Here is a 26,482-nt window from a genome sequence, read left to right on the forward strand (position 1 = left end):
TCATGAGCAACCGCCTGCTGACCCACCTGCGGCACGTCGACCTGGCCGTGCCCGACTACGACAAGCAGCTCGACTTCTACTCGGGCGTCTGGGGCCTGACCCAGGTCGCCGAGGACTCCGGCATCTCCTTCCTCGCCGCCGAGGGCTCCCCCGAGCAGTACGTCGTACGCCTGCGCAAGGCCGAAGAGAAGCGGCTCGACCTCGTCTCCTACGGAGCGGCTTCCGCGGCGGACGTGGACACTTTGGCTGAGCAACTCCTCACGGACGGCGTGCAGTTGATCTCGCAACCCGGCACCGTCGACACCCCGGGCGGCGGCTACGGCTTCCGCTTCTTCGACGTCGACGGGCGCACCATCGAGGTCTCCGCCGAGGTCGAGGTGAGGCAGCACCGCAAGATCGAGGAGAAAGAGGCCATCCCGGTCAAGCTCTCCCACGTCGTCCTCAACTCCCCCGACCTGAACCGCACTCGGGAGTGGTACGAGCGCCACCTCGGCTTCGCCCTCTCCGACACGCTCAGCTCGCCGCACATGGGCGAGGTCATGCACTTCATGCGGATCAGCAACCAGCACCACTCCATGGCCGTCGCGCAGGGCCCGCACACCGCCCTGCACCACGTCTCCTTCGAGATGCGAGGCCTCGACGAGTACATGCGCGGCTCCGGCCGTGTCATGCGCGCCGGATTCCGGAAGATCTGGGGCCCGGGCCGGCACATGGCGGGCGACAACACCTTCACGTACTTCCTCGACCCGCACGGCAACACGGTCGAGTACACCACGGAGTTGGAGCTCCTGGACGAGGACACCTGGCACCCGCACGTCTACGACTTCTCGCAGCCCGAGGTCACCGACCAGTGGGGCACGGCCAACGCGATGAACGAGCTCGTCGCCAAGGAGTCGTTCAACGACCCCGACCGCGGCGTGTTCATCGCCCCGCCGGTCTGATCTCCCCCACCCCCGGCCCCTGTTCGCGCCAGGAGACCCTATGCGATTCGCCACCTACGACCACCAGCACCGTACCCGCGTAGCCGTCGTCGAGGAGGACGGCACTCTCTACCCGCTGCCGGGCGCCGCGTCGCTGACCGAGTTGATCCGTTCCGGCGGCGGCCTGGCCGCCCTCCTTGATACCGGTGCCGCCGCGCTCGACATGCCGCCCGGCCCGCACGTCTCGCAGGTGCGGCTGCTGCCTCCGCTCCAGCCGTCCTCCGTACGGGACTTCGTCACCTTCGAGGAGCACGTCGAGGGCGTGCGCCGTTCGGTGGACGGCGTCGGCGGCGTCCCCGAACAGTGGTACGCGGCGCCCACCTTCTACTTCACCAACCCGCACGCGATCTACGGACCGGGCGACGACATCCCGATGCCGCCCGGTTCGGCCCGGCTCGACTACGAACTCGAAGTCGCCGCCGTCATCGGCCGCGAGGGCAGCGACCTCACTCCTGACCAGGCCCGCGACCACATCATCGGCTACACCATCTTCAACGACTGGTCGGCCCGCGACCTCCAGTCCGCCGAGATGAAGGTGGGCCTGGGCCCGTGCAAGGGCAAGGACACCGCCACCACTCTCGGCCCCTACCTGGTCACCGCCGACGAACTCGACCCGTACCGCGACGGCGACGGCTTCCTGCGCCTCGCCCTCACCGCCGAGGTCAACGGCCAAGTGATCGGCGAAGACCTGCTGTCCAACATGAGCTGGACCTTCGAGGAGATGGCCGCCTACGCGTCGCGCGGCACCCGTGTCGTGCCCGGCGACGTCCTGGGCTCAGGAACCTGCGGCAACGGCGGCTGCCTCGCCGAGCTGTGGGGCCTGCGGGGCGAACAGACCTTGCCGCCGCTCCAGCCCGGCGACACCGTCACCCTCACCGTCGAGGGCATCGGGACGCTCTCCAACACCGTCGTCGCCGGTGCGGACCCGGTCGTGCTCCCGGCGGGCCGCCGCCGCGACCGGGAGCGTCCATGAATCCAAAACGCCTGCTGGGCAAGGTGGTCGTCGCCACCGGCGCCGCCCGCGGGCAGGGCGCCGCCGAGGCCGAGGCCCTCGGCATCCGCCCCCTCGACGTCACCGACGCGGCACAGTGGTCCCAACTCGCCAAAGAACTACAGGAGTCGTACGGGGAGGTCCACGGCCTGGTCAACAACGCGGGCATCACCTGGCGTGCCCGGCTCGGCGAGGTACACCCCGAAGACTTCACCCGCGTCCACGCCGTCTACGTCACCGGCCCGCTCCTCGGCATCCAGCATCTCGCCCCGTTGATGCCGCCCGGCGCCTCGATCGTCAACATCGGCTCGTCCGCCGCACTGACCGCGCACTACCCGATCGCGTACACGGCCAGCCTTCGTCTCGATGAAGCCGGGGTGGATGGTGGTTCATCACCGGCGCCAAGATCCCCGTGGACGGCGGGTACACGGCCCATGGCGGCGCCAAGTCGAGGCGCCGCTCGTTCAGTCGCGGCGGGTGGCATGATTCCTGGACCATGCGGTGGCGTCAGCTCCGTATCGAGCCAAGAGGTGTGCGAACTGGATTCGCTCCTCCTGCGACCAGGCCGCGGTGATCTCCTGGAACGCTTTGCGCTGTTCAGCGGCGAAGCGGTTGCGTTCGGCCTCGCCGTGCTCGGTGAGTTCGAGCACGGTGCGGCGTCCGTCGGACTGGGACGCCGCCCGGCGCAGCAGCCCCTCCTCGATGCAGACGGCGACGGTCCGGCTGGCCACCGGCTGGGCGACGCCCATCTCGGCAGCGAGGCCACCGACGGTCGTCTCGCCCGGCGCATCGGCGATCACATTGAGTACGAGGTTGCGGGAGAGGTCCTTGCTCGATGCCGGTGCGCGTCGTCGCAGACGTGACAGCGCCGGACCGATCTGGTCCAGCGCCAGGTCGTCGGAAGACTGCTCGGAGGAAGACGCGCTGCTCATGCGACCGAGTCTAGGCCCGGTCCACACATTTGCATACCACTGGCTAAGTACATAGCATCGGGTATGTAAATTTTGAACGAGCGAGGAAATGAGGCGGACTGCCATGGCGCTCACCGCGATCACCAACGCGCAGGTCTTCGACGGGGAGAAGACGGTCGGCGTACGGACCGTGGTCATCGACGACGGGAGGATCGCCCGCATCGGTGGCGACGCTCCTCAGGACAGCGAGATCGTCGAAGGCAGCGGCGCCACACTGCTGCCGGGACTCATCGACGCCCATGTTCACTCCGCCCCGGGTTCCCTGGCGCTCGCCCTGCGGTTCGGGGTGACGACCGAGCTGGAGATGCAGGGGATGAACACACGGGAGAACCGGGGGCCCATCACCGACGACGACACCCTGGCCGACGTGCGCTCTTCCGGCTTCGCCATCACTCCGCCCGGTGGGCATCCGAGCGAGCTGATGCCCGAAGGGTTCCGGCCGAAGTGGGATCTGCCCCCGGTGATGCCCCTGATGCCGTTCTCCACCACTCCCGAGGAAGCGGCCGCCTTCGTGCCCCAACTCCTCGCCCGGGGCTCCGACTTCATCAAGTTCATGATCGATGACGGCAGCGTGGAGGGACACCCTGGACTGCCCGCGCTCGACCAGGCCACCGTGACCGCCGGTGTGGCCGAAGCCAAGAAGTACGGCGCCCTCACCGTGGCCCACGCTCTGACCGTCGAGGCCACCAGAACGGCCGCCGAAGCCGGCGTCGACGGCGTCACCCACGTGTTCATGGACCAGCCGCACACCGCCGAAATCATCGCCCTCATCAAGGACGCGGGCATGTTCGTCATTCCCTGCGTCACCCTCAACGCCTCGATGATGGGGATCACCGGCGGCGAACTCGCCGACGACCCCCGGGTCGCCGCACGCCTCGACAGCAAGTGGGACCAGACCCTGCGCTCCAGCTACAACCGCTACCCGCAGGGCAAGCTCGACGACGTGTACGACACCGTGCGCGCCCTGGACGCCGCCGGCGTCGACGTGCTGGCGGGCACCGACGTCTCCATGCCCGAGACGTTCTTCGGTGGTCTGGCGCACGGAGCGAGCCTGCACCACGAACTGCAGTACCTCGTGGCAGCCGGCCTCACGCCCGCACGGGCCCTGCGCGCCGCCACAGCGACCACAGCCCGCCGCTTCCGCCTCAGCGACCGTGGCCGCATCGCCGAGGGGCTCCGCGCCGACCTTCTGCTGGTTGACGGCGACCCGATCAGCAACATCAGTGACACCCTCAACACCCGTGCCATCTGGCGCCGCGGCACCCGCCTGGCGGCATGACCGCACCCACCCGGCACCACCCTCGCTGTCGTCAAAACCACAGGATGGGCCCTGCGAGCAGGGCAGTCGCGTAAGCCGCGATGAACAACTGGTAGGTGAAGCGGTCCGCGGTGGCATGACGCAGGGGCGAGCGCGCGCACTCCACAGGTCCAGCACATCGTGGCGACGGCAATGTCGCACGCAGCGATCCGCCAGGGCGGGGCGCTGGTAGGGGCGAAGAGCACGAAGTGCAGAAGTACGGGGATGACAGCCGTCAGCATGGCGAACCAGATGCGGATCGTCCTTGCACCCAGCGCCAGAGTGAAGAAGGTGAAATCACCGCGATCCACAACACGGCCGTCGTGTCGAGGGGACGGACAATCTGCCAGGCGGCGGCCAGCTCCGCCATGGTGCCCACAATCATGCACGGCGTCTTGCACCAGAGATAGTGCCCGGGCTTGGACACGAGATTGAGAAACAGCACGACCGCCTGCCACAGCAGAACCCATTCCAGAACGCCGAATTGCCAGCCGAGGAGGGTGTAGATCACGAACAGGACGACGACCTGCCCCATGTGCCAGAGCGTCTCGGCGAGTGGCAGCTCAGACCGATAGCAGGCGCCGAGCGCGAAGACCAGCGGCGGAAGAAGGCATACCAGCGAATTGTCCGCAAGGAGCCGCCACGTCACCGACCACTCCCTGCGCATACGCCCAGCCGCACGCGGCACGGTGGTCTCAACGAAGATTTCGATGGCTTCACCGATGCCGCTGTCTGCCTGCAAGAGGTGGCAGTCGTGCCGGTCCTGGGCGATGACGTCTCTGACCACACGAACAACTGCTCCAACGGCAACGTCATCGATCACGCAGCGAAGGCTTTGCCGCCCCTCCGGTGACCGCCCGCCCACCAGCCCCGTACCTCACCAGGCGCGGGGCATCTCCATAGCCGGGGTCAAGCAGCCCGGGTTGAGGCGGCCACGGCTCCGTGAGGGTGGCCTGCCTGGACGGCCAGCCGTGGTGCAAGGACGCACTGGAGGTGTCGGTGCGGCGGGCCACCAGCGGGGTGGTGAACGCGGCCACCGCGATCAGCAGCACGGTGACGTCCGCGCTCCAACTGCCCGTGCCCATGTCCGCTTTGCGGCAGCCGACGGGCGTACTGTCGAAGGGTATCCGTGGATGCCACCACCGGCGTGAGCGCGAGTCTGACGACGGCATTCGGCGGCCCCGTTGAGGGGAGGCGTTATGCCGCCAACGGACATTCCCCCGGCCCCATGCGACCGGCCGACAGGCCCACGACACGGCCGATTCCACGACCCGGTGATCATCAGCAGCGGCCGGGCCGCCTGGCGGAGCGCCCTGCGTTGGCCAGGGAAGAGGTCCCTCGTGTCCGCTGACTATGCAGATGCGCGGCTGCGCATCTGGCGTACCCATTCTCCCCCGGGGCTGCGGCTGGCCGGTGAGGTCGATCTGACCAACCAGGCCGCTTTCATGGGGCACCTGCTCTCCGTGAACGGGCCCCCCACCGACCCCGCCGACGTGACGGTGGACCTGACCCGGGTGACGTTCCTGAACTTTGCCTCGCTGCACGCGCTGGCCGCCTTCGCCTCGATGTTGGAGCCGGGCCGCCGACTGGTCCTGCACACCAAGAGCCCGGTGGTTTTCGAGATCATCGCGGCCTGCGGCTGGGACCGACCGGAACTCCCGTTGACTGTCCTGGAGGAGATCTCCGATGAGTGAGCCGCGCGCGCCGTCCCGGGCCGGCCCGGCACCCCACGCGCACCATCTGCTGTTCTACGGCGGCGACGAACAATTCCTTGCCTCCGCGCTCCCCTTTGCCCGCGACGGTCTGACGGCAGGGGAGCCGGTCTTCATCGCCACCAGCCGACACAACACCGATCTGCTGCGTCGCAACCTGGGCAAGAGGGCCGACGAGATCGCCTTCGCCCCGGCCCACTGGTACCGGACTCCTGCGCAGGTGCTCCTCGCCTACCACGACCAGGCACGCAGCGTGCTGGGCCGCTCGCGGGTGTTGGGCGAGACGCCGTGGGAGGGACTGTCGCGCGAGCAGGTACGGGAGTGGAGCCGCTACGAGGCATTGCTCACCCTTGCGTTGGCCTCCACCGGTGCCTGGCACCTGTGCCCCTACGACACCCGCAGCCTCCCGGAGTCGGTCCTGCACACCGCGCAACTCACCCACCCCGGCTTGATGACGGAAGGCGAGCGCAGCACCAACCCGGTGCACGTCGCCCCAGAGCAATTCAGCGCCGCCTGTGACACGGTGCCGCTGCCGGCCCCGCCTGCCGGGAGCCCGGAGTTCCAGTTCAACGGGCCCCAACAGATGGCCGAGATGCGGGAGTTCACCTCCCGCCTGGCCGGCCAGGCCGGGCTCGCGGCGGACCGCATCGACAGCCTGCTGGTCTGCGTCGACGAGGCCGCGGCCAACGCGATACGCCACGGAGGAGGCGCCGGCCGCTGCAGGATCTGGACCACCGCCAACGAAGTCCTCTGCGAAGTCAACGACCCCAAAGGGAACTTGAACACTGCTCTCGCCGGTTACCTGCCGCCGAACACCGCCCACCTGGACGGCCGCGGCCTGTGGATCATCCGCCAGCTCAGTGACTCCGCCGACATGAGGGCAACCGGTCAAGGCACCACGATCCGTATCCGGATGAGCCGCCACGCCCGCTCACTGCCGGAGGACCATCAACCGAAGTGACCCGCCTGCCTTGCTGACTTCCGCGACGACACGCAGCCATTGCCTTGCGCCGGCCGAAGGAGCGACGTACGCGTTCGTACTCGCGATTTGGCGCTCTGTCAGCTGTCCGCGGCATCGGAGGGCGGCGGGTCATGGAGTGTGAGGTGGTCGTCGACGATGGCGCGGGCGAGGTCGGTCAGGGGTGTTGCCTGGCTGTGGGCGTGGGCGCGCAGCAGGGCGAGGGCTTGGCCGGTGGTGAGGGAGTGGCGGTAGCTGATCATGCCGATGGCGTGGTGGACGACGGCGTCCGCGGGCAGGAGCCAGGCGTGGATGAGGTCGTCTTCGGTTGATACGGGTGCGGCGAGGAGCAGGAGGTCGGCGGCGTCGGCGTGGTCCTGTGCGGTTTGCAGGTCGGTGTCGGAGATGGGGCCGGGGGTGTGGCGGTAGAGGGTGAGGATGAGGCCGGCCTGCCGGGCCGGGTCGGTGCCGTTGAGGACGGGCAGGGCGAAGGCGGCGCGGATGTGGTGCGCCTTGGCCTGCTGGGCGTAGACGGGCCAGTGCCGCGTGGCGGCGGAGTCCTCGATGTCGGCGACCAGGACCGGGGCGCGCTGGCTGAGGGCTTGTACGCAGGGGCCTTCTCCGAGGCTGATCTGCAGTTCCTCGCCCTTGGGGGCCAGCGGGCCGGCGGCGCACAGCGACACGCGTTGGGCCAGGGCGGCGTCGGCGGCCAGGGTGAGTCCCACGGAGTACGCGCTGTGCAGGGCCGTGCGGCAGGCCTCGCCGATGCGCAGTCCGGGTTGGGTCTGGCCGGTGTAGTAGGCGGCGAGGGCCACGGCTTGCGCCCGGGCGCCCGTCATCGTGAACTCGGGGCGGAAGCGGGCAGGCGAGCGACCGTGCGGTGCGGCTTCATCGTGGCGTCCGAACTCCGGCATTCACCGCCGATGCTGCCCCGATCGGAAGCCAATGTCAGGTATGTGGTGGGCGAGCGCAGTCGCCTGCGGGCAGCCTGTACGTCCACACTACGCCTCACCCCGCACCTACCAGGCTCCGCAGACATCCGGCGGCCCACTTCAGCCGGGGTGGGAGTCTGCGAGGGCAGCCGGAAGCCTCGCCCTTCTCGACGCCAGACGGCGAGATGAGCTCTGCGCCGCAGAAAACTCCGTAGACTGGGGAGGGCGTCTTCAGTGCCTTTCCTCTGCGCCCGCGGGGGTCCTTCCTGAGGTAGCTGTAACGGGAGGTGAGAGCGGTGGGCACGGACAGTGACCTGGTTTACGTGCTGCAAAGCCTGCAGCCCTCCCCCGGTGATGCGAGCCTGGTCGGCGCCGACCCGAAGCTGTGCGCCCAGGCTCTGCGCGTGGATGGCATCGCCGTCTCAGCGACCACCGACAGCGATCTGAGCGAACTGCTGTGGTCCACGGCAGGCACCAGCGCGTGGCTGGAGGACCTGCAGTTCACCCTGGGGCAAGGGCCTGCACTCGAGGCCGCAGCGTCGTGCAAACCCGTCCTGGTGGCGGACCTGTCACGTCTGCCTGCTGATCGATGGCCCGCGCTGCTGCCCGAGGCCACGGCGCTGGACATCGGCGCGATCTTCTGCTTTCCGCTAACCGTCGGGTCCGCCTGCCTGGGCACGATGACACTGCAACGCAGGGCACCGGGCCCACTCCCGGACGCCGGGATGACCGACGCCTGGCTGGTGGCCAACGCCTTGATCCCCATCTTGCTGGAGACCAGCCCGCAACAAGAGGCATTCGCCACCGCCGACGACTCCGCGGACTTCTACCGAGCCGCCGTCCACCAAGCCAGTGGCATGGTCAGTGTCCAGGCCGAGGTCACGCTCGCCCAGGCCCTGCTCCTGCTGCGCGCCCACGCATACCGGCACGGGAGGCCCGTGCTCGAGGTAGCCAAGGACGTGGTAGCCAGGCGACTGGCCTTCCACGATGATGAAAACGGGCCGGACATTCCTGCCGGTGAAGGGACTGAAGGGCCATGAACCGCGAAGAACACCTGCTGGCAGCCATGGTCGAAGCTGTGGACACCCTCGTCGACGACTTCGACCTGATCGACTTCCTGCACGCGTTGTGCGACCGCTGCAACGAGCTGCTCGACGTCTCCGCCGTGGGCGTCATGCTCGCCGACCCCAAGGGGGGTCTGCAGCTGATCGCCGCATCGGACGAGCACACCAGGCTGCTGGAACTTTTCGCCCTCCAGACCGACCAGGGACCCTGCGTCGAGTGCCACCGCAGCGGCGACACGCACCTCAACATCAACCTGAAGTCCCCCGCGGAGACCGCCGCGTTCCCGCTCTTCGCCGAGCGTGCCCGCCAGGCCGGGTTCGTCACCACCCACGCTCTGCCGATGCGCTTGCGCCAGCAGGTCGTGGGCGCGATGAACCTCTTCGACTCCCGTGAACAGAAACTCAGCGACGGTGACGCGCGGGTGGCGCAAGCGCTGGCCGACGTGGCGACCATCGCCATCCTGCAGCACCGCACCGTCGTGCACGGCAACATCGAGCGCGCCCAACTGCGGGCCGCCCTCTCCAGCCGCATCGTCATCGAGCAGGCCAAGGGCATCCTCGCCGAACGCTGGCAATCCACTCTCGACGAGGCATTTGACGCCCTGCGCCAACACGCCCGCTCTCACCGGCAGACCCTGGCCGGACTCTGCAAGCAACTCATCGACGGCTCCATCGACTCCTCTGCCATACAACGCCCCTGACCGCGCACCCCGGCCAGGAACCCGCCCCAGACCCCGGCGGAAGGACGTGTCCCTCCCGCCACCCCGTCACAGGGACACCTCGTGAACCACGACCACCACGCCGCAGCCTGGCAACGCATCAGCACCGCGGCTCACACCGGCGGCGTCACGCTCACCATCGCCTGCCGGGCCTGCGCCGAGGATGTGGACGCAGACTTCGCCGGAGCCACGCTCGTCGTCGCCGGAGAACTGCGCCTGCTGGCCACTGCCACCGACGAGCGCGCCCGCGTCGTGGAAGACGCCCAGCTGGTCACCGGCGAGGGACCCTGCACCGACGCCTTCACCCAAGGCGCGACGGTCGACGCCGTGGACCTGCACCACGCGGCCGACCGCTGGCCCGCCTACGCGCCCCTGGCGAGCGAACAGGGAGCCCGCAGCGTCCTGGCCCTGCCCCTGGCCATCGGCAACCTCGCCATCGGTGCCATGGACCTCTACCGCTGCGAGCCCGCCCCCTTCACCCCCGCGCGGAGGGAGCGGGCCAGTGCCTACGCCCGCATCCTGGGCCTGCTCGCCCTGGAGGAGCACCCTCACCTGCTCACCAACCAAGCCCGCCCCACCCAGCGCGGACCGCAGGGCTACCCGCCCACCGTCCACATGGCCGCCGGAGTCCTCGCCGCCAAACACGGACTCACCCCCGACGACGCCCTGGCCCGCCTCCGCGCCCACGCGTTCAGCCACAGCCAGCCCCTGCTGCACACGGCTGAACAGGTCCTCGACACCCACCGCCTCGACTAGAGCGAAGGCCCGCCACCGTTCCAACGGCGTTCCGCTCCGCCCCATGCCGCGGTCGTCACAGGGCGGAGCGGGGAACGGATCAAGACAGTTCGTTCACTTGCAGAGCGGTACCGCGCCGATGGCCTTCACGTAGCGAGCGGTGACCCATCCCTGAGGCGTCTTGACCCGGTACCAGGTGCGGTTGCCGGCGACGGGCTGACCGGCCTTACGGCAGATCAGGTCGATGGTCTGTCCGCTGCGATAGGCCCCGGTGATGCGCGAGTTGGAGGTGGGCTTCTGGCGTACGTTGACACCGGTCTTTGAGATGACCTTGCCCTTCACCCGCTTCGGGGCCGGTGCGAGGAGAGTGAGGTTGGCCTTGGCCGTCCACTTTCCGCAGCCGACTCCCCCGACCACGACCTGGTGAGCACCGGGGGCGGCATTCGCCTTCACCCCTGCTTTGCCCGAATACACCGGCGGGTTGCCCTTCTTCGCCAGCGCCACTGCCTTGACGAAGGCATTCGAACGCGCCTGCACCGAACGGCACGTTTTCGGAGCGCCCACGACCTTCACCGTGACCGTCGTCTTCTGCTTGGCCGTCGTCGGGGTGACCGTGACCCGCGGTGCTGCCGCCGCACCAGGGTCCGGCGCGGTGGGAGCATCTGCATGAGCGAGTCCGGTCATCGCCGCGGAGACGAGAACTACCGCCGTGCAACCGCTCATCGCCTTGCGAACCATCATTTCCTTCTCCTTTGAGGCGGTCGGGCCCCGAGCGAAGCCCGGAACTCCGCACTGCGGAGGAAACGTAGGCCCAGCACCGGACAGATTGAATTACCCGTCCCACGACGCGCGGTCCTTCACCGAAATGCAGGAGCATGTGAGCAACCGACAGGGCTCCTGAACAGAGGCCGAGGCCGACGCCGTACGCGGTCCTGCTCTCAGGGCGGCCCGCCGAATGAGGGCAAAGTTCAGTCCTGCCGTGACCCGGCAACCGGAACGGGAACCACTAATACGCCGCCTCGTCCCCGGAAAGGCCCCGTCATGAGCACCGACCAGAAAAGCACGCTCGACGCCGAAAGCGACCTGTCCCAGGTCTTCGAACTCGCGCAGCAACTGCGAGTGGACTCGGTGCGTGCCAGCACTTCGGCCGGCTCCGGGCATCCCACATCGAGCCTCTCCGCCGCCGATCTGATGGCCGTACTGATGACGCGCCACCTTCGCTACGACTGGCAGAGCCCGGGCCACCGGGCCGGCGACCACCTGGTCTTCTCCAAGGGGCATGCCTCGCCCCTGCTGTACGCCATGTTCAAAGCAGCCGGCGTCGTCAGCGACAAGGAGCTGATGTCCACCTACCGCCGATTCGGGCACCGTTTGCAGGGACACCCCACTCCGGAACTGCCGTGGGTGGATGTGGCCACCGGTTCGCTGGGCCAGGGCATCGGATACGGCGTCGGCATCGCGTTGGCCGGACGGGACCTGGCAAAGCAGCCCTACCGGGTCTGGGTGTTGTGCGGGGACAGTGAGATGGCCGAAGGCTCCGTGTGGGAAGCCCTGGACAAGGCCGGGCATCATCAGCTCGCCAACTTCACCGCCGTCATCGACGTCAATCGGCTGGGGCAGAGCGGCCCCACCGAGCTCGAGTGGGACACCGACACCTACGCCCGCCGCGCCGAGGCCTTCGGCTGCCGCGCCCTGGTCATCGACGGCCACGACCTCGACGCGATCGACCGAGCCCTGACCACCGCCGCCGACGGCCAGGCCCCCACCGTCATCGTCGCCAAAACCGTCAAGGGCCAAGGCGTGAGCGAAGTCGCCGACAAGGAAGGGTGGCACGGCAAGCCCCTGCCCGAGGATCTGGCCGACCGCGCCATTGCGGAGCTGGGCGGGATCCGTGATCTGCGGGTACGCGGCCCGCAGCCCCCTGACGCCGCCCCCGTTCCCGCTCCGGCAGCGGCCGCCGTGGAGCTGCCCCGCTTCGAAGTGGGCGAGGAGGTGGCCACCCGTGTCGCATTCGGCAAGGCGCTGGCCGCCCTTGGAGCCCATCCCGATGTCGTCGCCCTGGACGCTGAGGTCGGCAACTCCACGCACGTCGAGGACTTCAAGAAGGCACACCCCGAGCGCTACTTCCAGACCTTTATCGCCGAGCAGCAGATGATCGCCGATGCCGTGGGCATGGCGGTCTGCGGATATCGCCCCTACGCGACCACCTTCGCCGCGTTCCTGACGCGTGCGCACGACTTCATCCGCATGGCCGCCGTTTCAGAGATCACCATGGCTCTGTGCGGAACTCACTGCGGAGTGGAGATCGGCGCCGACGGCCCCTCCCAGATGGGCGTCGAAGACCTCGCCATGATGCGCGCCGTGCGCGGGTCCACCGTCCTGTACCCCAGCGACGCCACCTCCGCCACGGCACTGACCGCGGCCATGGCAGATCTCGACGGCATCTCCTATCTGCGTACCACTCGTGGCGCCTACCCCGTCCTGTACGCCGGCGACGAGAGCTTTCCCGTAGGGGGCTCGAAGACCCTGCGCCGCGGCGATGACGATCAAGTCACCCTCATCGGAGCGGGCGTCACCCTCCACGAATGCCTCGCCGCCGCTGATGACCTCGCCGCCGCGGGCGTGCGGGCCCGCGTCATTGACGCGTACTCCGTCAAGCCCATCGATGCCGCTACCCTCGCAGACGCCGCGCGGGACACCGGCGCCTTCGTCGTCGCCGAGGACCATCACCCCGAAGGCGGCCTCGGGGAAGCCGTCCTCTCGGCCCTCGCCTCCACCCCCGCCCGCCCCGCCTTCGCTCACCTCGCCGTCACCAACCTGCCAGGGTCCGGCACCACCGCCGAACTCCTCGACGCGGCAGGCATCTCCCGCACTCACATCGCCCAGGCAGCTCGCACGCTCCTCCAGCGGTAAGGGAGAAGCGGAACGCCCACCGTTCCGCCACTGGCAGCACCAGGAAAGCTACCAGGCCACAATGCTTATATCTATCGCGGCCGTGGTAGCTTTCCTTGGCCAGTCGACGACTTCGGAGGGGTCCCTCCGAGCGGGAGGGGATGTGACGGCACAGTTTCAGGTGCGGCAGATCGCACACCGCCGCGGAGACGCGGCGGTGCTGGCCGTGAGCGGCGAACTCGACGTGGCTACGGCGCAAGTTCTCAGCGACGCGGTCACCGCGGCCGTGAGCAGCGGTCACCGCAACGTCATCCTGGACTGCGGGCGCCTGGCCTCGTGCGACTCGCACGGCCTCGACCATCTCCTCGCCCTGCGCACCACACTGCACGAACGGAGCGGGGACCTGATCCTGGCCGCGCTGCACCCTGCCGTGCGGCAACTGTTGGAAGCCACCGGAACCGCACACCTCTTCACTCAGGAACCGGGCAGGGACGAAGCGCTTCATCAGCTGTCACAGGCCGATACCGCAGGCTGATCACAGACCACGCCGTACGTCGTCCCAGTCGAGGTCGAGTACGACGGCTGCCGGGGCGGCGAGTAGGTACTTCTTCGCACGGCGGGTGAGGGCGGCTCCGTCTCAGCGGCGGGCCAACAGGGATCGGGTCTCTCTGTCGACCTGTTGAGCCTCTCCGGTGGGTACGACGATGACCGGGACCCGCACCCCGGATTTGCTGACGATCTCGGGGCGTTCGGCGACCAGCGCCCGCAGATCACCCTTGAGGCCGAGCGTGGCGAGCCGGGCGCACACCTCCTCACGCACCTCGGGCTGGTCCTCGCCGATTTCCCCGGTGAAGACCAGGGCATCGAGCCGGTCCAGGGACGCGGTCATTTCGGCGATGCCACGACGGCAGTGATGAGTGAAGACGTCCAGGGCGAGCGCGGCACGCTCATCCCCCGCCGCTCGGCTGCGTACCAGGTCTCGCGTGTCGTCCGATGTGCCGGAAAGGGCGAGCAGCCCGGACTCGTGGTTCAGCGCGTTCTCCACGTCCTGCGCGGGCAGGTGGTGCCGGGTCTGCAGCCATGTCAGGGCGCCGGGGTCGACGCTGCCACTGCGACGGCTCATCACCAGCCCCTCCAGCGGGGTGAACCCCATCGTCGTGTCGACGCTGCGCCCATCGCGCACCGCGCATGCGGAGCAGCCCCCGCCGAGGTGAGCGATCACCAGGTGAAGCTGCTCGGGCCTACGGCCCAGAAGACCGGCAGCCTGACCCAGCGCCCAGGCATAGGAAAGCCCGTGGAAGCCGTAGCGGCGCAGCCCGTAGTCCTCGCGCCAGGTGGCGGGCACCGCGTATTCCCGCGCGGCAGCGGGCAGACCGCTGTGGAAGACGGTGTCGAAGCAGGCGACGTGCGGGACGTCGGGCAACAGCTCCCGGGCCGCGTCCAGAACCGTGAGGGCGGGCGGGACGTGCAACGGCGCGAGATCGGCCACCTGCTCCAGGACGGCGCGGACCTCGGCGTCGACCACGGTGTGGCCGCACAGTTCCGGTCCACCGTGGACGATGCGATGTCCGACGGCCGTGGGGGCGGGCGCTGCGTCCAACAGCTCCCTCAACGCGCCCGAAGCGTCGTCGCCGGGCGGAGAGTCACTGTGGTGTTCAGCGAGCACCTTGCCGTCCGCACCGAACACGGTCAAGCGCAGGCTCGACGAGCCCGCATCGGCCACCAGGACCGGGCTGTTGCTCTGTGCGCACACATTGATCCTTTCCCGCGGTCTCCGGCAGCACGCGGCGAGAAGCAGTAGGTCCCGGGGGCCGATGTCAGCCCGGGCTGTGGCTCGGCCGGAGCTGCCGCATGCGCGCGTCGAGTTCTCGCTGGTAGAAATCGATGAAACCGTCGGGGTCGGGTCCGGCGTTCTGCATGACCAGCCTGTCGAAGCCCGCGTCCACGAACTTCTGCGCCACCTCGACGTACCGTGCGGGATCCGTCCCACAGGCGAACTTCTGCAGGATGTCCTCCTCGCGCACGGTCGAGGTCGCGGCGTCGAAGTTGACCGGATTGGGCAGCTCGCTCATGACCTTCCAGCCGGTCAGGGCCCAACGCGACGTCTCCAGGGCGGCCTTCGCTCCGGTGTGCGCATCGGGCGCCCACGCCATCGGCACCTCCGCGTACCGCGGACCGTCACCGCCGGCGTCCCGATACCCCTGGACGATCTCCGGCTTGTCCTCCGTGGCGAACAGGCCGTCACCCAACTCCGCGGCGAGCCGCGTCGACGGCTTGCCGCTGGCGGCGACCGCGATCAGCGGCAGCTCATTGGGGAGGTCGAAGACCCGGGCGTCCTCCAGCCGCAGGTGCTTTCCCTCGTAGGAGCGGTATCCGCCGCTCCACAGCAGCCGGATGATTTCCAGGGCCTCCTTGAGCATCTCGTGCCGAGTGGAGACGGCGTCCGGAAAACCGACACCGGTCACGTGCTCGTTGAGCCGTTCGCCCGAGCCCAGGCCGAGCACGAAACGCCCCTCCGACAGCAGGGCGAGAGTGGCGGCGGCCTGGGCGATGATCGCCGGGTGGTAGCGCACCGTCGGGCACGTCACGCCGGTCGCCAGCTCGATCCGTTCGGTCTTGGCCGCGATGCTGCCGAGGACCGTCCAGGCGAACGGTGAATGCCCCTGAACGTCGAGCCAGGGATGGTAGTGGTCGCTGATCTCTACGAAGTCGAACCCCGCCTGCTCTGCGAGAACCGCCTGCCGCACCAGTTCCGACGGGCCGAACGCCTCGGCGGCCAGCTTGTAGCCGATCTTCATGTGCTTCTCGTCTCCTCGCATGTCAGCGCTGTTTTCGTCCCACTTCCGGTACCCACCGACATTTGGACATAACGCGCGCATGCGTTGATACCGCCGACGGGGTGGGGGCAAATCCTGGGCGGCGCCTGCCTTCTGGTCCTCGGGCTACCCTCGCTCGCGCTGTGCCGGTGGCGGCGGGTCCTCGCTGAGACGCGCGGCGCACTCCAGGAGCAGAGCGTGCACGAAGGCCTGCGGGAGGTTGCCGCGCAGCTGGCGCTGGATGATGTCGTATTCCTCGGCGAACAGACCGGGCGGGCCGCAGGCCGCCCGATTGCGTTCGAAGAAGCGCAGAGCACGCGCCGAGTTGCCTTGCTGGTGCTCGGCCAGCGCCATCAGGAAACCGCACAGCAGGAACGCGCCCTCGGCCTCGGCCAGCGGCCCGTCGTCATGGCGGAAGCGGTAGACGTACTCGTCACGGGCCAGTTCCCGCCGTACGGCGCGCAAGGTGGCACGGGTACGGGGATCGTCGCCCGGCAATGCGCCGCGGACGGGCGGCATCAGAAGCGACGCGTCGACACCCGGCATGTCCGGCGCCCGCTTCCAGTGGCCGTCGGGGTGCAGGCTGGTACGTGACGTGTCGGCGAGGATCGTGTCGGCGAGTGACGTGAGGCGACCGACTTCCCTGCCGGCGCCGGGGAGGGCGGCGACCGCGCGCAGGCCGGCCACACAGCTCAGCTTGGAGTGAGTCCAGTGCCGGTCGTCGATCTCCCAGATGCCGGCGTCAGGCCGGTTCCACAGCTGTTCGACCGCGGCGACGGCAATCTGCACGGCGCGCCGGCCGTCGGGATCCAGGCGGCCTGAATGGCCCGCGGTGGCGAGCAGTTGCAGGGCCTCGCCGTACGTGTCGAGTTGGAACTGCTGGTTGACCCAGTTGCCGATCTTGTCGGTTCCTCCGGGGTAGCCGGGCAGGTCCAGAGTCTGCTCGGAGGGCACCGCACGGCCGGTGACGGTGTAGGCGGGTTTGAGCTCCGGTCCGTCCTGGAGAAGTCTGGCCGAGACGAAGCCGACCGCTGAGTCGACAAGGCCGGGGGCACCGACGCCGGCGGCTGCGATGCCCGCGTAGCACTGGTCGCGGATCCACGCATAGCGGTAGTCGTAGTTGCGGCCCGCGCCCGCGCGTTCGGGCAGGCACATCGTGGCGGCGGCGACCATGCCGCCGCTCCTGCTGGTCAGGCCGCGCAGGACGGCGAGGGCATGGTGGGCATCTCGTGTCGCGATCGTCTCGGGGGGCTTGGAACAGTCCCGCGCCCAGGAGGCCTCGGTGGCAGCCCATGCCGCGTCGGGCTGCACCGGTTCGTCGGGCAGCGCGTTGGGCGACAGCTCCAGGACGAGGTCGTGGTGTCGGCCCGGAGGCACGGTCAGTTCGAGGGTGAGCATTTCGCCGCCGCCGTCCGGGGTGTGAGTCGCCCGCGCCTCCGCAGCACCGCTCCAGCGCCAGTTCAGCGGGCCGGTCTTTCCGCTCCACAGATCATGGTGCTGTCGGACGTCGTGGCTGCTGTCGCCGCCGAACGCGCCGCGGGGCTCGAGCACAATCCGTACCCGTGCGGGGCAGTCCGTCGCCATGATGCGGCGCAGCAGCACCGCGCGGTCGCTCTCGCCGGGGAAGGCGAGAGCCTCCCGGCATTCGACGGGCCCTTCGCCGGTGATGAAGCGGCTGTGCCAGATCAGGCTGCCCGTCTCGTAGAAGCCGCCCCACACGTGCCGCGGGTCGATCGGCGTGACGGCGTAGCTGCCGCTGCCTCCCACGAGCGCCGAGAACACGGCGTCGGAGTCCCACCGGGGCGCGCACATCCACGCGATGTCCCCGTGCGGGCCGATCAGAGCGCCCCGTTCGCCGTCGGCCAGCAGCGCGTACTCCCGCAGCACGTGCGGAGCGAAAACGGGGCCGGCGTCGCCGGTGTCCGGCGTGAACATCACGTGGCGTCCTCTCCGGTCGGAGTCCTGAGCCTGAGTTGGTCGAAGTCCTGGCCCGAGTTGGGGGCTGTCAGGCTCGATGCGCACATGGTCGTGGAACCGCTCTGGCCGCCCAGGCTGGTGCCGCCCCGGGACAGGACCGCAGCGCCGAAGCGGGCGCAGACGGCGATGGCACCGGCATCGACCGAACGGGTACCACTACCCCGATCGGCACCTGCCGGTAGTTGGAACCGTCCGTGACATACGCGCCACGGCTCCCCGCGTCGAAGCGCACCTCGCCGTCGACCCGCTCCCGCAGCGCTCGCTCCAGACCGGCGGCATCCAGGGACGCATCCTTCACCCTGTGCCTCCCGCGTCGGCGCCGGGACCTGGCGACGTTTTCATGAATTCATTCACTCCCTTGCCGCGTGGTCCGACAACCGGAACTCGGCGAGCACACCCGCGCCCCGCTGGGCAGCGGCACCGGCGCGCGGCCGCTCAGCCCCTGTGCGCACGCCGGGTATCCGCGCGGGCGCCCGAAGAAACATGCGGCAGCGGCTCCTCCCCGGATGCGACGAGCCCTCCACCGGGGTGCCATGGGAGAGGCAGAAAGGGGCGTCACGACATGGCACGTCCAGTGTGGAGCGGAACGTTGACCTTTGGTCTCGTGTCCCTGCCCGTCCAGATGTTCACCGCCACGGACAGCCACACCATCCGCTTCCACCAGTTGCAGCGCGGCACCTCCGACCGGGTGCGCAACAAACGGGTGAACGAACGCACCGGCGAGGAAGTCCCTCTCGACGACATCGTCAAGGCCTTCGACGCCGGTGACGAGTACGTGCTGATCGAGCCGGACGAACTGGACGACATCGCGCCGGGGCGCTCCAAAGCTCTGGAGATCACCGGCTTCGTGGACCTGGAGGAGATCGAGCCGGTCTTCTTCGACAAGACGTACTACCTCGGCCCCAAGGGCAAGGAGTACACCAAGGTCTACGCCCTGCTCGAAAAGGCGCTCGCCGAGGCGGACAGCGCCGGGATCGCCACCTTCGTGATGCGCAATCACCAGTATCTGGTCGCGGTGAAGGCCGAGGGTGGCCTCCTGACGCTGCACACCCTCCACTGGTCCGACGAGATCCGTGACTCCCGCGAAGAGATCGACAATCTGCCCGGGAAGACGAAGATCGCCGACCGCGAGCTGAAGATGGCACGCCAGCTCGTGGACACGCTCCGCATCGACTGGAACCCCGACGACTTCCACGACACCTACCAGGAACAGGTGGCCGCCCTCATCGAGGCCAAGCGCAAGGGCGAGGCGGTCGAGAAGGCGGAGCCGCCCGCGGAGTCCACCAACGTCATCGACCTCATGGACGCTTTGAAGGCGAGCGTCGACCGGGCGAAGAAGCCCACGAAAGGCGGCAGCAAGAAGCGCGCCGACAACGCCGACAACAAGGCTTCGCCTCCGAGTCAGATTCGCGACGCCGCCGCCAAGCGCCGGACCTCAGGTGGCGGAAAGCGAAAAGCGAGCCACAAGCCTGCCTCGCTCGACGAACTGACCAAGGACGAGCTCTACCAGCGGGCCGCGGACGCCTCGGTCCAAGGCCGCTCCTCCATGAGCCGAGAGGAACTTCTCGCGTCTCTTCGCGGCACGCGGCAGCACAAGGCCACGTCCTGATAGCCCGACCGGCCACCTGAGACCCGCGCGTTTGGCGCTGTGCTTCGCGGGCACTTCGAGCACCGACGCGCGACGATCAGAGGGCGAAGCGCGACATTCCGCACCCCCCGAAGCGCGAGGTGGTCATGAGCGACCAGAACAGGGCGGACGACGCCTACCAGCCCACCGGTGACAACGAGGAGCAGGAGGACGCGGCGCCGCTGGACCTCGACAACGCGGTGGACGAGCGTACGTACGACGACATGCTCGACGAAGGCTACTCGCCGCCCGAGAAGCCGCTGGGCGTCACCAGAACTGGCACCACCGCTACGGAACAGCACGAGGGCGAGACGCTCGACGAGCGGCTCCGACAGGAGATGCCCGACGCGGCCCCCGACGAAGGCGCTCACGCCGACACCGCCGCGCAGACCGTTGCCACGGACGAGGGCATAGACGGCGGCGCTGCCGGTGCCGAGGAAGCGGCGGTCCACGTCGTGCCCGACGAGGACCTCCCACCGGCCCGGGGCGACCCGGACTGACGGTGTCCGGCAACAGGCACTCCACACGACGACGCACGAGCGCGTCCCGGCCGGCCGGGGCGTCGGAATGGACGAGCATGAGCAGCGGTTTCCCGGGCCCCGAGGGATTTGGACAGGATCCCTTCGGAGAGCTCTTCGCACGCTTCTTCGGCAACGGCCGACGGCAGATCGACATCGGCAGGCTCATGAGCGGGCCCGCCCGACAGCTGGTGACCACGGCAGCCTCGTACGCCGCCGACCATGGCCAGAGCAACCTCGACACCGAACACCTGCTGCGGGCAGCCCTCACCCTCGAACCGACGCGCGGCCTGATCGAACGCTCGGGAGCCGACCCCGAGACCATCGCCGACGAGATCGACCGGCACGCCGGCGAGACCGGGGGCGTCACGGCCCCGCAGGCGGTGGCGCTCACGCCCGCCGTCAAGCGGGCACTGCTCGACGCACATGACGTGGCGCGAGCCGTCGGGGCCGGCTACATCGGCCCCGAGCACATCGTCATGGCGCTCGCCGCCAATCCCGACAGCGCCGCCGGACACATCCTCAACGCGGCGCGCTTCGACCCCGGCTCCACGCCACAGACCCCGCAGGGGCAGCCGGGCACCGCCGAGCCGCGGCAACAGGGTTCAGGCGGCGCCACGCCCACCCTTGACCAGTACGGGCGGGACCTGACCGCACTGGCCGGGGAGGGCCGAGTGGACCCGGTCATCGGCCGCGAGGAAGAGATCGAGCAGACCATCGAGGTGCTCTCGCGCCGCGGCAAGAACAATCCGGTGCTCATCGGCGACGCGGGCGTGGGCAAGACCGCCGTGGTGGAAGGCCTTGCCCAGCGGATCGCGGACGGTGACGTACCGGAGACCCTCGCCGACCGCCGTGTCATCGCCCTCGACCTGGCGGGCGTCGTGGCCGGCACGCGCTACCGCGGCGACTTCGAGGAGCGGCTGAACGGCATCATCAACGAAGTACGCGCGCACTCCGACGAGGTGATCGTCTTCATCGACGAACTGCACACGGTGGTCGGAGCCGGCGGCGGCGGTTCCGAAGGCGGATCCATGGACGCGGGCAACATGCTCAAACCCGCGCTGGCCCGGGGCGAACTGCACGTGATCGGCGCGACCACCCTGGAGGAGTACCGGCGGTACATCGAGAAGGACGCCGCCCTCGCCCGCCGCTTCCAGCCGATCCTCGTCTCGGAGCCGACCGCCGCGGACGCGGTGGAGATCCTGCGCGGGCTTCGCGACCGCTACGAGGCGCACCACCAGGTGCGCTACTCCGACCAGGCCCTCCTCGCCGCCGTGGAACTGTCCGACCGCTACCTGACCGAGCGATTCCTGCCGGACAAGGCCATCGACCTCATGGACCAGGCCGGAGCGCGGGTGCGTCTGCGCTCCCGCACGAAGGGCACGGACGTACGCGCGCTGGAACGCGAGATGGAGCAGGCGGTCCGCGACAAGGACCAGGCGGTAGCGGCGGAGAACTACGAACGTGCCACCGAACTGCGGGACCGCATCAGCGAGTTGGCCCGCAAGATCGAGGCGGGGCAGACCCGCGAACCGGGCGACGGCCAGATTGTCGAGGTGACCCCCGACGACATCGCCGGGGTGGTGTCCCGCCAGACGGGCATCCCCGTCAGCACCCTGACCCAGGAGGAGAAGGAACGCCTGCTCGGCCTGGAACAGCATCTGCACGAGCGCGTCGTCGGACAGGACGAGGCCGTCAGCGCCGTGGCCGAGGCGGTCCTCCGCTCACGCTCCGGTCTGTCGAGCCCCGACCGGCCCATCGGCAGCTTCCTCTTCCTCGGCCCCACCGGGGTGGGCAAGACGGAGCTCGCACGGGCCCTGGCCGAGGCACTGTTCGGCAGCGAGGAGCGAATGGTCCGGCTCGACATGAGCGAGTTCCAGGAACGGCACACGGTCAGCCGCCTCGTCGGAGCGCCTCCCGGTTACGTGGGCCACGAGGAGGCGGGCCAGCTCACCGAGGCCGTACGACGCCACCCGTACTCGCTGCTGCTGCTCGACGAGGTGGAAAAGGCCCACCCCGACGTCTTCAACATCCTTCTGCAGGTACTGGACGACGGGCGGCTGACCGACGCCCAGGGCCGCACGGTGAACTTCACCAACACGGTCATCGTGATGACCAGCAACCTGGGCTCCGAGGCGATCACCGGGCGAGGCGCGGCACTCGGCTTCCGGGCGGACGGCTCCGACTCCGACGAGGAGGCCCGGCGCGAGCAGGTGATGCGGCCGCTGCGCGAGCATTTCAGGCCGGAGTTCCTCAATCGCATCGACGAGGTCGTCATCTTCCGGCGGCTCAGCGGGGAGCAGTTGCGACAGGTCACCGATCTGCTCCTGGAGGAGACCCGGCGCCGGCTGCGCGCCCAGGACATCACCATCGACTTCTCCCCCGCGGCGGTGGACTGGCTCGCACAGCGCGGTCACCAGCCCGAGTACGGCGCCCGTCCGCTGCGCCGCACCATCCAGCGCGAGGTGGACAACCGCCTCTCGCGACTGCTCCTGGACGGGCAACTGCCCGCCGGCAGCCGGGTCCTGGTGGACGTCGATGACGACGCGCTGACCATCCGCCCGGCCCAGGACGCGAGAGGTGAAGCAGGATGACTTGGCTGAAGGCAAAGCTCACGGAGCTTTTGGGGCGGAAGAAGGAGACCGACGGCATCGCGCTACGCAATGAGCGCCTGCGCACCGAAGGCGAACACGAAAAACAACGTGGTCACGCCGAAGCGCAGAACCGACGCGGCAGAAGAAAGCCCTACTAGGCAGTCCAGAACTGACGCAACGCGACAACACGCAGCTCACACCGAAAGCCTGTGGACGGTACTCCGTCCGCAGGCTTTCTTCTCGGTCCCGTCAACCGGGGAGGGCCGGGCCGACACGGATCTACGCACACCACACTCCGGACGCCAGAGCGGTGGGACTCGCCACCACGGCGCACGGCCACAAGCAGGTGGTGGTAACAGAATTCGCCGGAATGCTTCTCCTGATTCATGCGGGGCTGGTGGGATGACCGCGCTCAACTCACCGATCACAGGAGGCGCGCGTGAATCTCGTCGTCAACGGCGACGCGGAGAGCGGGGTCGGCGGCACCGCCGACCCCGTCTCGAAGGTCCACGGCTGGAAAGTCACCCAGGGAGCCCCGGCGCTCATCGACTACCGTCTGGGCGGCGGCTACCCGACCGCGTCGGACCCCGGCCCCGCCCGCCGCGGCAGCCGCTTCTACTCGGGCGGCAACAGCCCACGCACCGTGCTGATGCAGGACATCGACCTGCCCAGGAGCGGTTCCACCGGACGCCGCGCCGTCGACGCGGGCAACGTCCGCTACACGCTGGCCGGCTGGCTCGGCGGCTTCGCCGGACAGGAGGACGGCGCGCGCCTGTCCGTGGAGTTCCGCGACGCCAAGGGCACCCCGATCGCCCTCAGCGTCCTCGGCCCCGTCAGCGCGGCCGACCGGCAGAGCAAGACCGGGCTCCTGGAGCGCACGGCCGAAGCCGCCGTGCCGCCCACCGCCCGCTCGGCGCGGGTCCTGCTCGTCTTCACGCGCAGCGGCAGCGGCACCTCCAACGACGGCTACGCGGACGCCCTTTCCCTCACCCTCAGCGCCACCGGAGAACGCCGATGACCGTCAACCGCCGTGACCTGCTCAAGTCCGCCGCGGCCGCCGGCGCGCTCAGCCTCGCCTGGCCGCTCGCCCCGGGCCTCACCCCGGCGCAGGCCCGCGAGGCCGCCGAGAATCTGGGGGCCGAGTACGACCGCGCGCCCTTCACGCTCGGCGTCGCCTCCGGCGATCCGCAGCAGCACTCCGTGGTGCTGTGGACCAGACTCGCGCCCGAACCCCTCGCCGCCGAGCAGAGACTTCCCGAGGTCGTCGAGGTCGAGTGGGTCGTCGCCGAGGACGCCCGACTGCGCCACGTCGTCGCCCGCGGCACCGCCCCGGCTTCGGCGACGCTCGGCCACAGCGTGCACGTGCCGGTGAGCGGCCTCGCCCCCGGCCGCCACTACTGGTACGCGTTCAAGGCGCTCGGCAAGACATCCCGCGTGGGCCGTACGAAGACGGCGCCGGGCGGCCGCGTCTCCAAGGTCACCTTCGCGGCCGCCAACTGCCAGGCGTTTCACGACGGTTTCTACGCCGCCCACCGCGGCATAGCCCGCGAGAACGTCGACTTCGTCGTCCATCTCGGCGACTACATCTACGAGCACGGCCAGGTCGGCGGCGTACCCGAGGCGCACGTACGCGATCACGACGGGCCGGAGATCCTCACCCTCGCCGACTACCGGAAGCGGCATGCCCTCTACAAGGGCGACAAATCACTGCGTGAGGCGCACGCCGCCCACCCGTGGTTCCTGACGTGGGACGACCACGAGGTCGTCAACGACTACAGCGGTACCGGCGGCGGCGCCCCGTTCATGCGGCGAAGGGCGGCCGCGTACCAGGCGTGGTTCGAGCACATGCCGCACCGTGACTCCTTCGGCGGTTCGGCGCTGCCCGACCCGGAGATCCACCGGGTGCGGCGCTGGGGCGACCTCCTTGAGCTGGCCGTCCTCGACCTGCGCTCGTACCGCTCGGCGCAGAACCTCCCCGACGGCACGATCCTGGGCGCCGAGCAGAAGGCGTGGCTGAAGAAGACCGTGGACCGCGCCCCCGACGCCTGGCACGTGTGGGCCAACTCGATCATGCTGAGCCAGCTGAGGGGCCGTCCTGGCGGCTCGTACATGTTCACCGACCAGTGGGACGGCTTCCTCGCCGAGCGCAAGGAGGTCCTCGGGCATGTGCACAAGAGCGGCCTGGAGGACCTGGTCGTCATCACCGGCGACTGGCACTCGGCGTTCGTCGACGACATCCGCACCGATTTCGACGAGCCGCAATCCCCTCTGGTGGGAACGGAGTTCACCGCGCACTCGGTGACCTCCGGCGCGTACTCCGCGGACTGGAACGCGGCCAACGGTCCTCTGATGGGCAAGGCCAATCCACACCTGAAGTACTTCGAGGGCAACCGGTACGGCTACGACGTGTACGAGGTGACACCGGAGCGGTTCAGTGCGCACATGCGGGTCATCGGTGACCGCCGCGACCCGCACTCGCCCGTCAGCACGCTGACGACGTTCCACGTGGACCGGGGCAAGGCCGGCTCCTACGAGGACAAGGACACCAAGGACTCGCCCGCGCAGTACCGCAGGGACTGACAGCCTGACGCCACACCACCTGCCGGTGCCCCGCAGCCCGGGGCACCGGCCCTTCAGCTCAAATGGTCACGACGATCTTGCCCCGGGGACGGCCCGTCTCCAGGTGTTTGATCGCGGCGACGGCTTCAACGAGCGGGTAGGTGCGGTCGATGGCCGGTGCGATGGTGCCGGTCTCAGCGAGATCCTTGAGGGCCAGCAGGTCCTTGTGGCGCACCCTCGCTACGAGGCTGTGCAGTGTCTGCCCGAGGAACGGTGAGAGCGCGTAGCCGCCAAGCTGACGGCCCATGCCGCCCATCCAGTCGCCGCCGCCTTCGCCTCCGACCATCACCAGGACGCCTGTGGGAGCCAGGGCCCGGCGCAGCAGGGACAGCGGGCGGTTGCCGGCGGCGTCGAGGATGATGTCGAACAGCTGCTCGGCGTCGGTGATTTCCGCGCTGGTGTAGTCGATGACGTCGGTGGCGCCCAGGGACCGCACGAAGTCCGCCTTGCCAGGGCCGCAGACAGCGGTGACGCCGGCTTCGCAGGACACGGCGAGCTGGATGGCATAGGTCCCGACGCCGCCGGAGGCGCCGATGACCAGGACCTTCTGCCCTGGTTTCGGGCGCGCCTTGCCGCTGAGGGCCTGGCAGGCGGTGACGCCGGAGACCGGGAGAACCGCGGCTTGTTCGAAGGTGAGGTTGGCGGGCTTGGGCGCGAGCTTGTCGGCCCTGGCGCAGGCGTATTGGGCCAGCGAGCCGTCGCCGACTCCGAAGACCTCCTGCCCCGGCTTGAAACGCGTCACCTTCGCACCGACCGTCTCGACGACTCCGGCGAGGTCCCAGCCGCGAACCGGGTTCTTGGGCTTGCGCAGTCCCAAGGCGAGGCGGGCGATGTAGGGCTTGCCCGTCATGAGGTGCAGGATGCTCGGGTCCACCCCAGCGGCACGCACCTGGACCAGCACTTCATTGTCCCGGGGAACGGGACGGTCGATGTCGCGTAGTTCCAGACCGTCGGCAGTGCCGTAGGCGTCCTGTGCAATGGCCTTCATGGGCCCTCCTGGTGGGGATGCTGCTGCCCCCGAGCATCGCGCCGGCTCGCCCTACTGACCAGCCTCCGAGCCCCCCCCGGATGAGTTCACAT

At 69.1% G+C, this 26,482-nt stretch carries 26 protein-coding genes and 2 pseudogenes; 17 read left to right on the forward strand and 11 right to left on the reverse strand.

Annotated elements, in window-relative coordinates; genetic code table 11:
* Positions 1-2: 2 nt before the first annotated feature.
* From ACWGI2_RS31995 to ACWGI2_RS32005, 3 genes and pseudogenes are all read left to right on the forward strand, one after another.
* On the forward strand, positions 3-941 hold the full coding sequence (locus tag ACWGI2_RS31995) for a VOC family protein (RefSeq protein ID WP_453699156.1): 939 nt from the start codon (positions 3-5) through the stop codon (positions 939-941).
* Positions 942-981: 40 nt separating this feature from the next.
* A complete protein-coding gene (locus ACWGI2_RS32000) occupies positions 982-1,953 on the forward strand; it encodes a fumarylacetoacetate hydrolase family protein (RefSeq protein WP_453699157.1) in 972 nt (323 codons plus the stop codon).
* Positions 1,950-2,545 (forward strand): annotated as a pseudogene (locus ACWGI2_RS32005) (SDR family NAD(P)-dependent oxidoreductase). Before ACWGI2_RS32000 ends, ACWGI2_RS32005 begins: the two are co-directional and overlap by 4 nt.
* On the opposite strand, the gene ACWGI2_RS32010 reads toward ACWGI2_RS32005, so the two are convergent.
* A complete protein-coding gene (locus ACWGI2_RS32010) occupies positions 2,436-2,903 on the reverse strand; it encodes a MarR family winged helix-turn-helix transcriptional regulator (protein WP_453699159.1) in 468 nt (155 codons plus the stop codon). The pseudogene ACWGI2_RS32005 and the gene ACWGI2_RS32010 overlap by 110 nt on opposite strands.
* 103 nt (positions 2,904-3,006) lie before the next feature.
* Between ACWGI2_RS32010 and ACWGI2_RS32015 the strand changes: the two genes are divergently transcribed.
* Positions 3,007-4,221, forward strand: a complete 1,215-nt coding sequence (locus tag ACWGI2_RS32015) for an amidohydrolase family protein (protein WP_453699160.1) — start codon at positions 3,007-3,009, stop codon at positions 4,219-4,221.
* Positions 4,222-4,474: 253 nt separating this feature from the next.
* On the opposite strand, the gene ACWGI2_RS32020 is transcribed toward ACWGI2_RS32015, so the two are convergent.
* Both ACWGI2_RS32020 and ACWGI2_RS32025 read right to left on the reverse strand, forming a co-directional pair.
* Positions 4,475-5,062 carry a hypothetical protein gene (locus tag ACWGI2_RS32020; RefSeq protein WP_453699162.1) on the reverse strand — a complete coding sequence of 196 codons (588 nt, stop codon included), beginning with the start codon at positions 5,060-5,062 and terminating at the stop codon, positions 4,475-4,477.
* Positions 5,052-5,324, reverse strand: coding sequence for a hypothetical protein (locus ACWGI2_RS32025; RefSeq protein ID WP_453699163.1), 273 nt, complete (start codon positions 5,322-5,324; stop codon positions 5,052-5,054). The genes ACWGI2_RS32020 and ACWGI2_RS32025 overlap by 11 nt, the downstream gene beginning before the upstream one ends.
* Before the next feature lie 255 nt (positions 5,325-5,579).
* Here ACWGI2_RS32025 and ACWGI2_RS32030 point away from each other — a divergent pair, with 255 nt between their 5' ends.
* On the forward strand, positions 5,580-5,933 hold the full coding sequence (locus ACWGI2_RS32030) for an STAS domain-containing protein (protein ID WP_453699165.1): 354 nt from the start codon (positions 5,580-5,582) through the stop codon (positions 5,931-5,933).
* Positions 5,926-6,912 carry an anti-sigma factor RsbA family regulatory protein gene (locus ACWGI2_RS32035; RefSeq protein ID WP_453699167.1) on the forward strand — a complete coding sequence of 329 codons (987 nt, stop codon included), beginning with the start codon at positions 5,926-5,928 and terminating at the stop codon, positions 6,910-6,912. The genes ACWGI2_RS32030 and ACWGI2_RS32035 overlap by 8 nt, the downstream gene beginning before the upstream one ends.
* Before the next feature lie 98 nt (positions 6,913-7,010).
* On the opposite strand, the gene ACWGI2_RS32040 is transcribed toward ACWGI2_RS32035, so the two are convergent.
* The gene (locus tag ACWGI2_RS32040; RefSeq protein WP_453699168.1) at positions 7,011-7,823 is read right to left on the reverse strand and encodes a GAF and ANTAR domain-containing protein; all 813 of its coding nucleotides are present in this window, start codon (positions 7,821-7,823) and stop codon (positions 7,011-7,013) included.
* Between the two features lie 314 nt (positions 7,824-8,137).
* On the opposite strand from ACWGI2_RS32040, the gene ACWGI2_RS32045 reads away from it, so the two are divergent.
* The 3 genes from ACWGI2_RS32045 (at position 8,138) to ACWGI2_RS32055 (ending at position 10,380) form a co-directional block, all read left to right on the forward strand.
* On the forward strand, positions 8,138-8,881 hold the full coding sequence (locus tag ACWGI2_RS32045) for a GAF domain-containing protein (protein ID WP_453699169.1): 744 nt from the start codon (positions 8,138-8,140) through the stop codon (positions 8,879-8,881).
* Positions 8,878-9,606 carry a GAF and ANTAR domain-containing protein gene (locus ACWGI2_RS32050; RefSeq protein WP_453699171.1) on the forward strand — a complete coding sequence of 243 codons (729 nt, stop codon included), beginning with the start codon at positions 8,878-8,880 and terminating at the stop codon, positions 9,604-9,606. The genes ACWGI2_RS32045 and ACWGI2_RS32050 overlap by 4 nt, the downstream gene beginning before the upstream one ends.
* 81 nt (positions 9,607-9,687) lie before the next feature.
* Positions 9,688-10,380, forward strand: a complete 693-nt coding sequence (locus ACWGI2_RS32055; RefSeq protein ID WP_453699173.1) for a GAF and ANTAR domain-containing protein — start codon at positions 9,688-9,690, stop codon at positions 10,378-10,380.
* Positions 10,381-10,473: 93 nt separating this feature from the next.
* Here ACWGI2_RS32055 and ACWGI2_RS32060 read toward each other — a convergent pair whose 3' ends face one another.
* Positions 10,474-11,100 carry an SH3 domain-containing protein gene (locus ACWGI2_RS32060; protein ID WP_453401472.1) on the reverse strand — a complete coding sequence of 209 codons (627 nt, stop codon included), beginning with the start codon at positions 11,098-11,100 and terminating at the stop codon, positions 10,474-10,476.
* Between the two features lie 300 nt (positions 11,101-11,400).
* On the opposite strand from ACWGI2_RS32060, the gene ACWGI2_RS32065 reads away from it, so the two are divergent.
* Positions 11,401-13,272 carry a transketolase gene (locus ACWGI2_RS32065; RefSeq protein ID WP_453699174.1) on the forward strand — a complete coding sequence of 624 codons (1,872 nt, stop codon included), beginning with the start codon at positions 11,401-11,403 and terminating at the stop codon, positions 13,270-13,272.
* Positions 13,273-13,414: 142 nt separating this feature from the next.
* Positions 13,415-13,786 (forward strand): STAS domain-containing protein, encoded by a 372-nt coding sequence (locus tag ACWGI2_RS32070; protein ID WP_453699176.1) that lies wholly within the window; start codon positions 13,415-13,417, stop codon positions 13,784-13,786.
* Positions 13,787-13,888: 102 nt separating this feature from the next.
* Here ACWGI2_RS32070 and ACWGI2_RS32075 read toward each other — a convergent pair whose 3' ends face one another.
* From ACWGI2_RS32075 to ACWGI2_RS32095, 5 genes and pseudogenes are all read right to left on the reverse strand, one after another.
* Positions 13,889-15,004: an acetate/propionate family kinase gene (locus tag ACWGI2_RS32075; protein ID WP_453699178.1), complete on the reverse strand. Its 1,116-nt coding sequence runs from the start codon at positions 15,002-15,004 to the stop codon at positions 13,889-13,891.
* Between the two features lie 64 nt (positions 15,005-15,068).
* Positions 15,069-16,049, reverse strand: a complete 981-nt coding sequence (locus ACWGI2_RS32080) for a TIGR03557 family F420-dependent LLM class oxidoreductase (RefSeq protein ID WP_453699452.1) — start codon at positions 16,047-16,049, stop codon at positions 15,069-15,071.
* Between the two features lie 144 nt (positions 16,050-16,193).
* The gene (locus ACWGI2_RS32085; protein WP_453699180.1) at positions 16,194-18,002 is read right to left on the reverse strand and encodes a glycoside hydrolase family 15 protein; all 1,809 of its coding nucleotides are present in this window, start codon (positions 18,000-18,002) and stop codon (positions 16,194-16,196) included.
* A gap of 86 nt (positions 18,003-18,088) precedes the next feature.
* Positions 18,089-18,342, reverse strand: a pseudogene (locus ACWGI2_RS32090) (hypothetical protein); the annotation flags it as partial.
* Between the two features lie 52 nt (positions 18,343-18,394).
* Positions 18,395-18,529 (reverse strand): hypothetical protein, encoded by a 135-nt coding sequence (locus ACWGI2_RS32095; RefSeq protein WP_453699182.1) that lies wholly within the window; start codon positions 18,527-18,529, stop codon positions 18,395-18,397.
* A gap of 77 nt (positions 18,530-18,606) precedes the next feature.
* Here ACWGI2_RS32095 and ku point away from each other — a divergent pair, with 77 nt between their 5' ends.
* The 6 genes from ku to ACWGI2_RS32125 all read left to right on the forward strand — a co-directional run bounded on the left by ku (position 18,607) and on the right by ACWGI2_RS32125 (position 25,363).
* Positions 18,607-19,653 (forward strand): non-homologous end joining protein Ku, encoded by a 1,047-nt coding sequence (gene ku, locus ACWGI2_RS32100; protein ID WP_453699183.1) that lies wholly within the window; start codon positions 18,607-18,609, stop codon positions 19,651-19,653.
* A gap of 125 nt (positions 19,654-19,778) precedes the next feature.
* On the forward strand, positions 19,779-20,171 hold the full coding sequence (locus ACWGI2_RS32105) for a DUF5709 domain-containing protein (RefSeq protein ID WP_453699185.1): 393 nt from the start codon (positions 19,779-19,781) through the stop codon (positions 20,169-20,171).
* Positions 20,172-20,248: 77 nt separating this feature from the next.
* A complete protein-coding gene (locus ACWGI2_RS32110; protein ID WP_453699187.1) occupies positions 20,249-22,783 on the forward strand; it encodes an ATP-dependent Clp protease ATP-binding subunit in 2,535 nt (844 codons plus the stop codon).
* A complete protein-coding gene (locus ACWGI2_RS32115) occupies positions 22,780-22,941 on the forward strand; it encodes a hypothetical protein (RefSeq protein ID WP_453699188.1) in 162 nt (53 codons plus the stop codon). The genes ACWGI2_RS32110 and ACWGI2_RS32115 overlap by 4 nt, the downstream gene beginning before the upstream one ends.
* A 281-nt stretch (positions 22,942-23,222) precedes the next feature.
* Positions 23,223-23,801, forward strand: coding sequence for a phosphoesterase (locus ACWGI2_RS32120; protein ID WP_453699189.1), 579 nt, complete (start codon positions 23,223-23,225; stop codon positions 23,799-23,801).
* Positions 23,798-25,363 carry an alkaline phosphatase D family protein gene (locus tag ACWGI2_RS32125; protein ID WP_453699190.1) on the forward strand — a complete coding sequence of 522 codons (1,566 nt, stop codon included), beginning with the start codon at positions 23,798-23,800 and terminating at the stop codon, positions 25,361-25,363. The genes ACWGI2_RS32120 and ACWGI2_RS32125 overlap by 4 nt, the downstream gene beginning before the upstream one ends.
* A gap of 58 nt (positions 25,364-25,421) precedes the next feature.
* Here ACWGI2_RS32125 and ACWGI2_RS32130 read toward each other — a convergent pair whose 3' ends face one another.
* Positions 25,422-26,390 (reverse strand): NAD(P)-dependent alcohol dehydrogenase, encoded by a 969-nt coding sequence (locus ACWGI2_RS32130; protein WP_453699192.1) that lies wholly within the window; start codon positions 26,388-26,390, stop codon positions 25,422-25,424.
* Between the last annotated feature and the right edge of the window lie 92 nt (positions 26,391-26,482).

This window comes from Streptomyces sp. NPDC054866, assembly GCF_053610745.1.

Excerpts from the sequence above, each read along its gene's own strand:
- ACWGI2_RS32105 (WP_453699185.1), top strand. The coding sequence starts at position 19,779 with ATGAGCGACCAGAACAGGGCGGACGACGCCTACCAGCCCACCGGTGAC.
- ACWGI2_RS32110 (WP_453699187.1), top strand. The coding sequence starts at position 20,249 with ATGAGCAGCGGTTTCCCGGGCCCCGAGGGATTTGGACAGGATCCCTTC.
- ACWGI2_RS32000 (WP_453699157.1), top strand. The coding sequence starts at position 982 with ATGCGATTCGCCACCTACGACCACCAGCACCGTACCCGCGTAGCCGTC.
- ACWGI2_RS32040 (WP_453699168.1), bottom strand. The coding sequence starts at position 7,823 with ATGCCGGAGTTCGGACGCCACGATGAAGCCGCACCGCACGGTCGCTCG.
- ACWGI2_RS32050 (WP_453699171.1), top strand. The coding sequence starts at position 8,878 with ATGAACCGCGAAGAACACCTGCTGGCAGCCATGGTCGAAGCTGTGGAC.
- ku (WP_453699183.1), top strand. The coding sequence starts at position 18,607 with ATGGCACGTCCAGTGTGGAGCGGAACGTTGACCTTTGGTCTCGTGTCC.
- ACWGI2_RS32015 (WP_453699160.1), top strand. The coding sequence starts at position 3,007 with ATGGCGCTCACCGCGATCACCAACGCGCAGGTCTTCGACGGGGAGAAG.
- ACWGI2_RS32115 (WP_453699188.1), top strand. The coding sequence starts at position 22,780 with ATGACTTGGCTGAAGGCAAAGCTCACGGAGCTTTTGGGGCGGAAGAAG.
- ACWGI2_RS32010 (WP_453699159.1), bottom strand. The coding sequence starts at position 2,903 with ATGAGCAGCGCGTCTTCCTCCGAGCAGTCTTCCGACGACCTGGCGCTG.
- ACWGI2_RS32080 (WP_453699452.1), bottom strand. The coding sequence starts at position 16,049 with ATGAAGATCGGCTACAAGCTGGCCGCCGAGGCGTTCGGCCCGTCGGAA.
- ACWGI2_RS32125 (WP_453699190.1), top strand. The coding sequence starts at position 23,798 with ATGACCGTCAACCGCCGTGACCTGCTCAAGTCCGCCGCGGCCGCCGGC.
- ACWGI2_RS32025 (WP_453699163.1), bottom strand. The coding sequence starts at position 5,324 with ATGGGCACGGGCAGTTGGAGCGCGGACGTCACCGTGCTGCTGATCGCG.
- ACWGI2_RS32035 (WP_453699167.1), top strand. The coding sequence starts at position 5,926 with ATGAGTGAGCCGCGCGCGCCGTCCCGGGCCGGCCCGGCACCCCACGCG.
- ACWGI2_RS32065 (WP_453699174.1), top strand. The coding sequence starts at position 11,401 with ATGAGCACCGACCAGAAAAGCACGCTCGACGCCGAAAGCGACCTGTCC.
- ACWGI2_RS32085 (WP_453699180.1), bottom strand. The coding sequence starts at position 18,002 with ATGTTCACGCCGGACACCGGCGACGCCGGCCCCGTTTTCGCTCCGCAC.
- ACWGI2_RS31995 (WP_453699156.1), top strand. The coding sequence starts at position 3 with ATGAGCAACCGCCTGCTGACCCACCTGCGGCACGTCGACCTGGCCGTG.
- ACWGI2_RS32130 (WP_453699192.1), bottom strand. The coding sequence starts at position 26,390 with ATGAAGGCCATTGCACAGGACGCCTACGGCACTGCCGACGGTCTGGAA.
- ACWGI2_RS32095 (WP_453699182.1), bottom strand. The coding sequence starts at position 18,529 with ATGTTTCTTCGGGCGCCCGCGCGGATACCCGGCGTGCGCACAGGGGCT.
- ACWGI2_RS32060 (WP_453401472.1), bottom strand. The coding sequence starts at position 11,100 with ATGATGGTTCGCAAGGCGATGAGCGGTTGCACGGCGGTAGTTCTCGTC.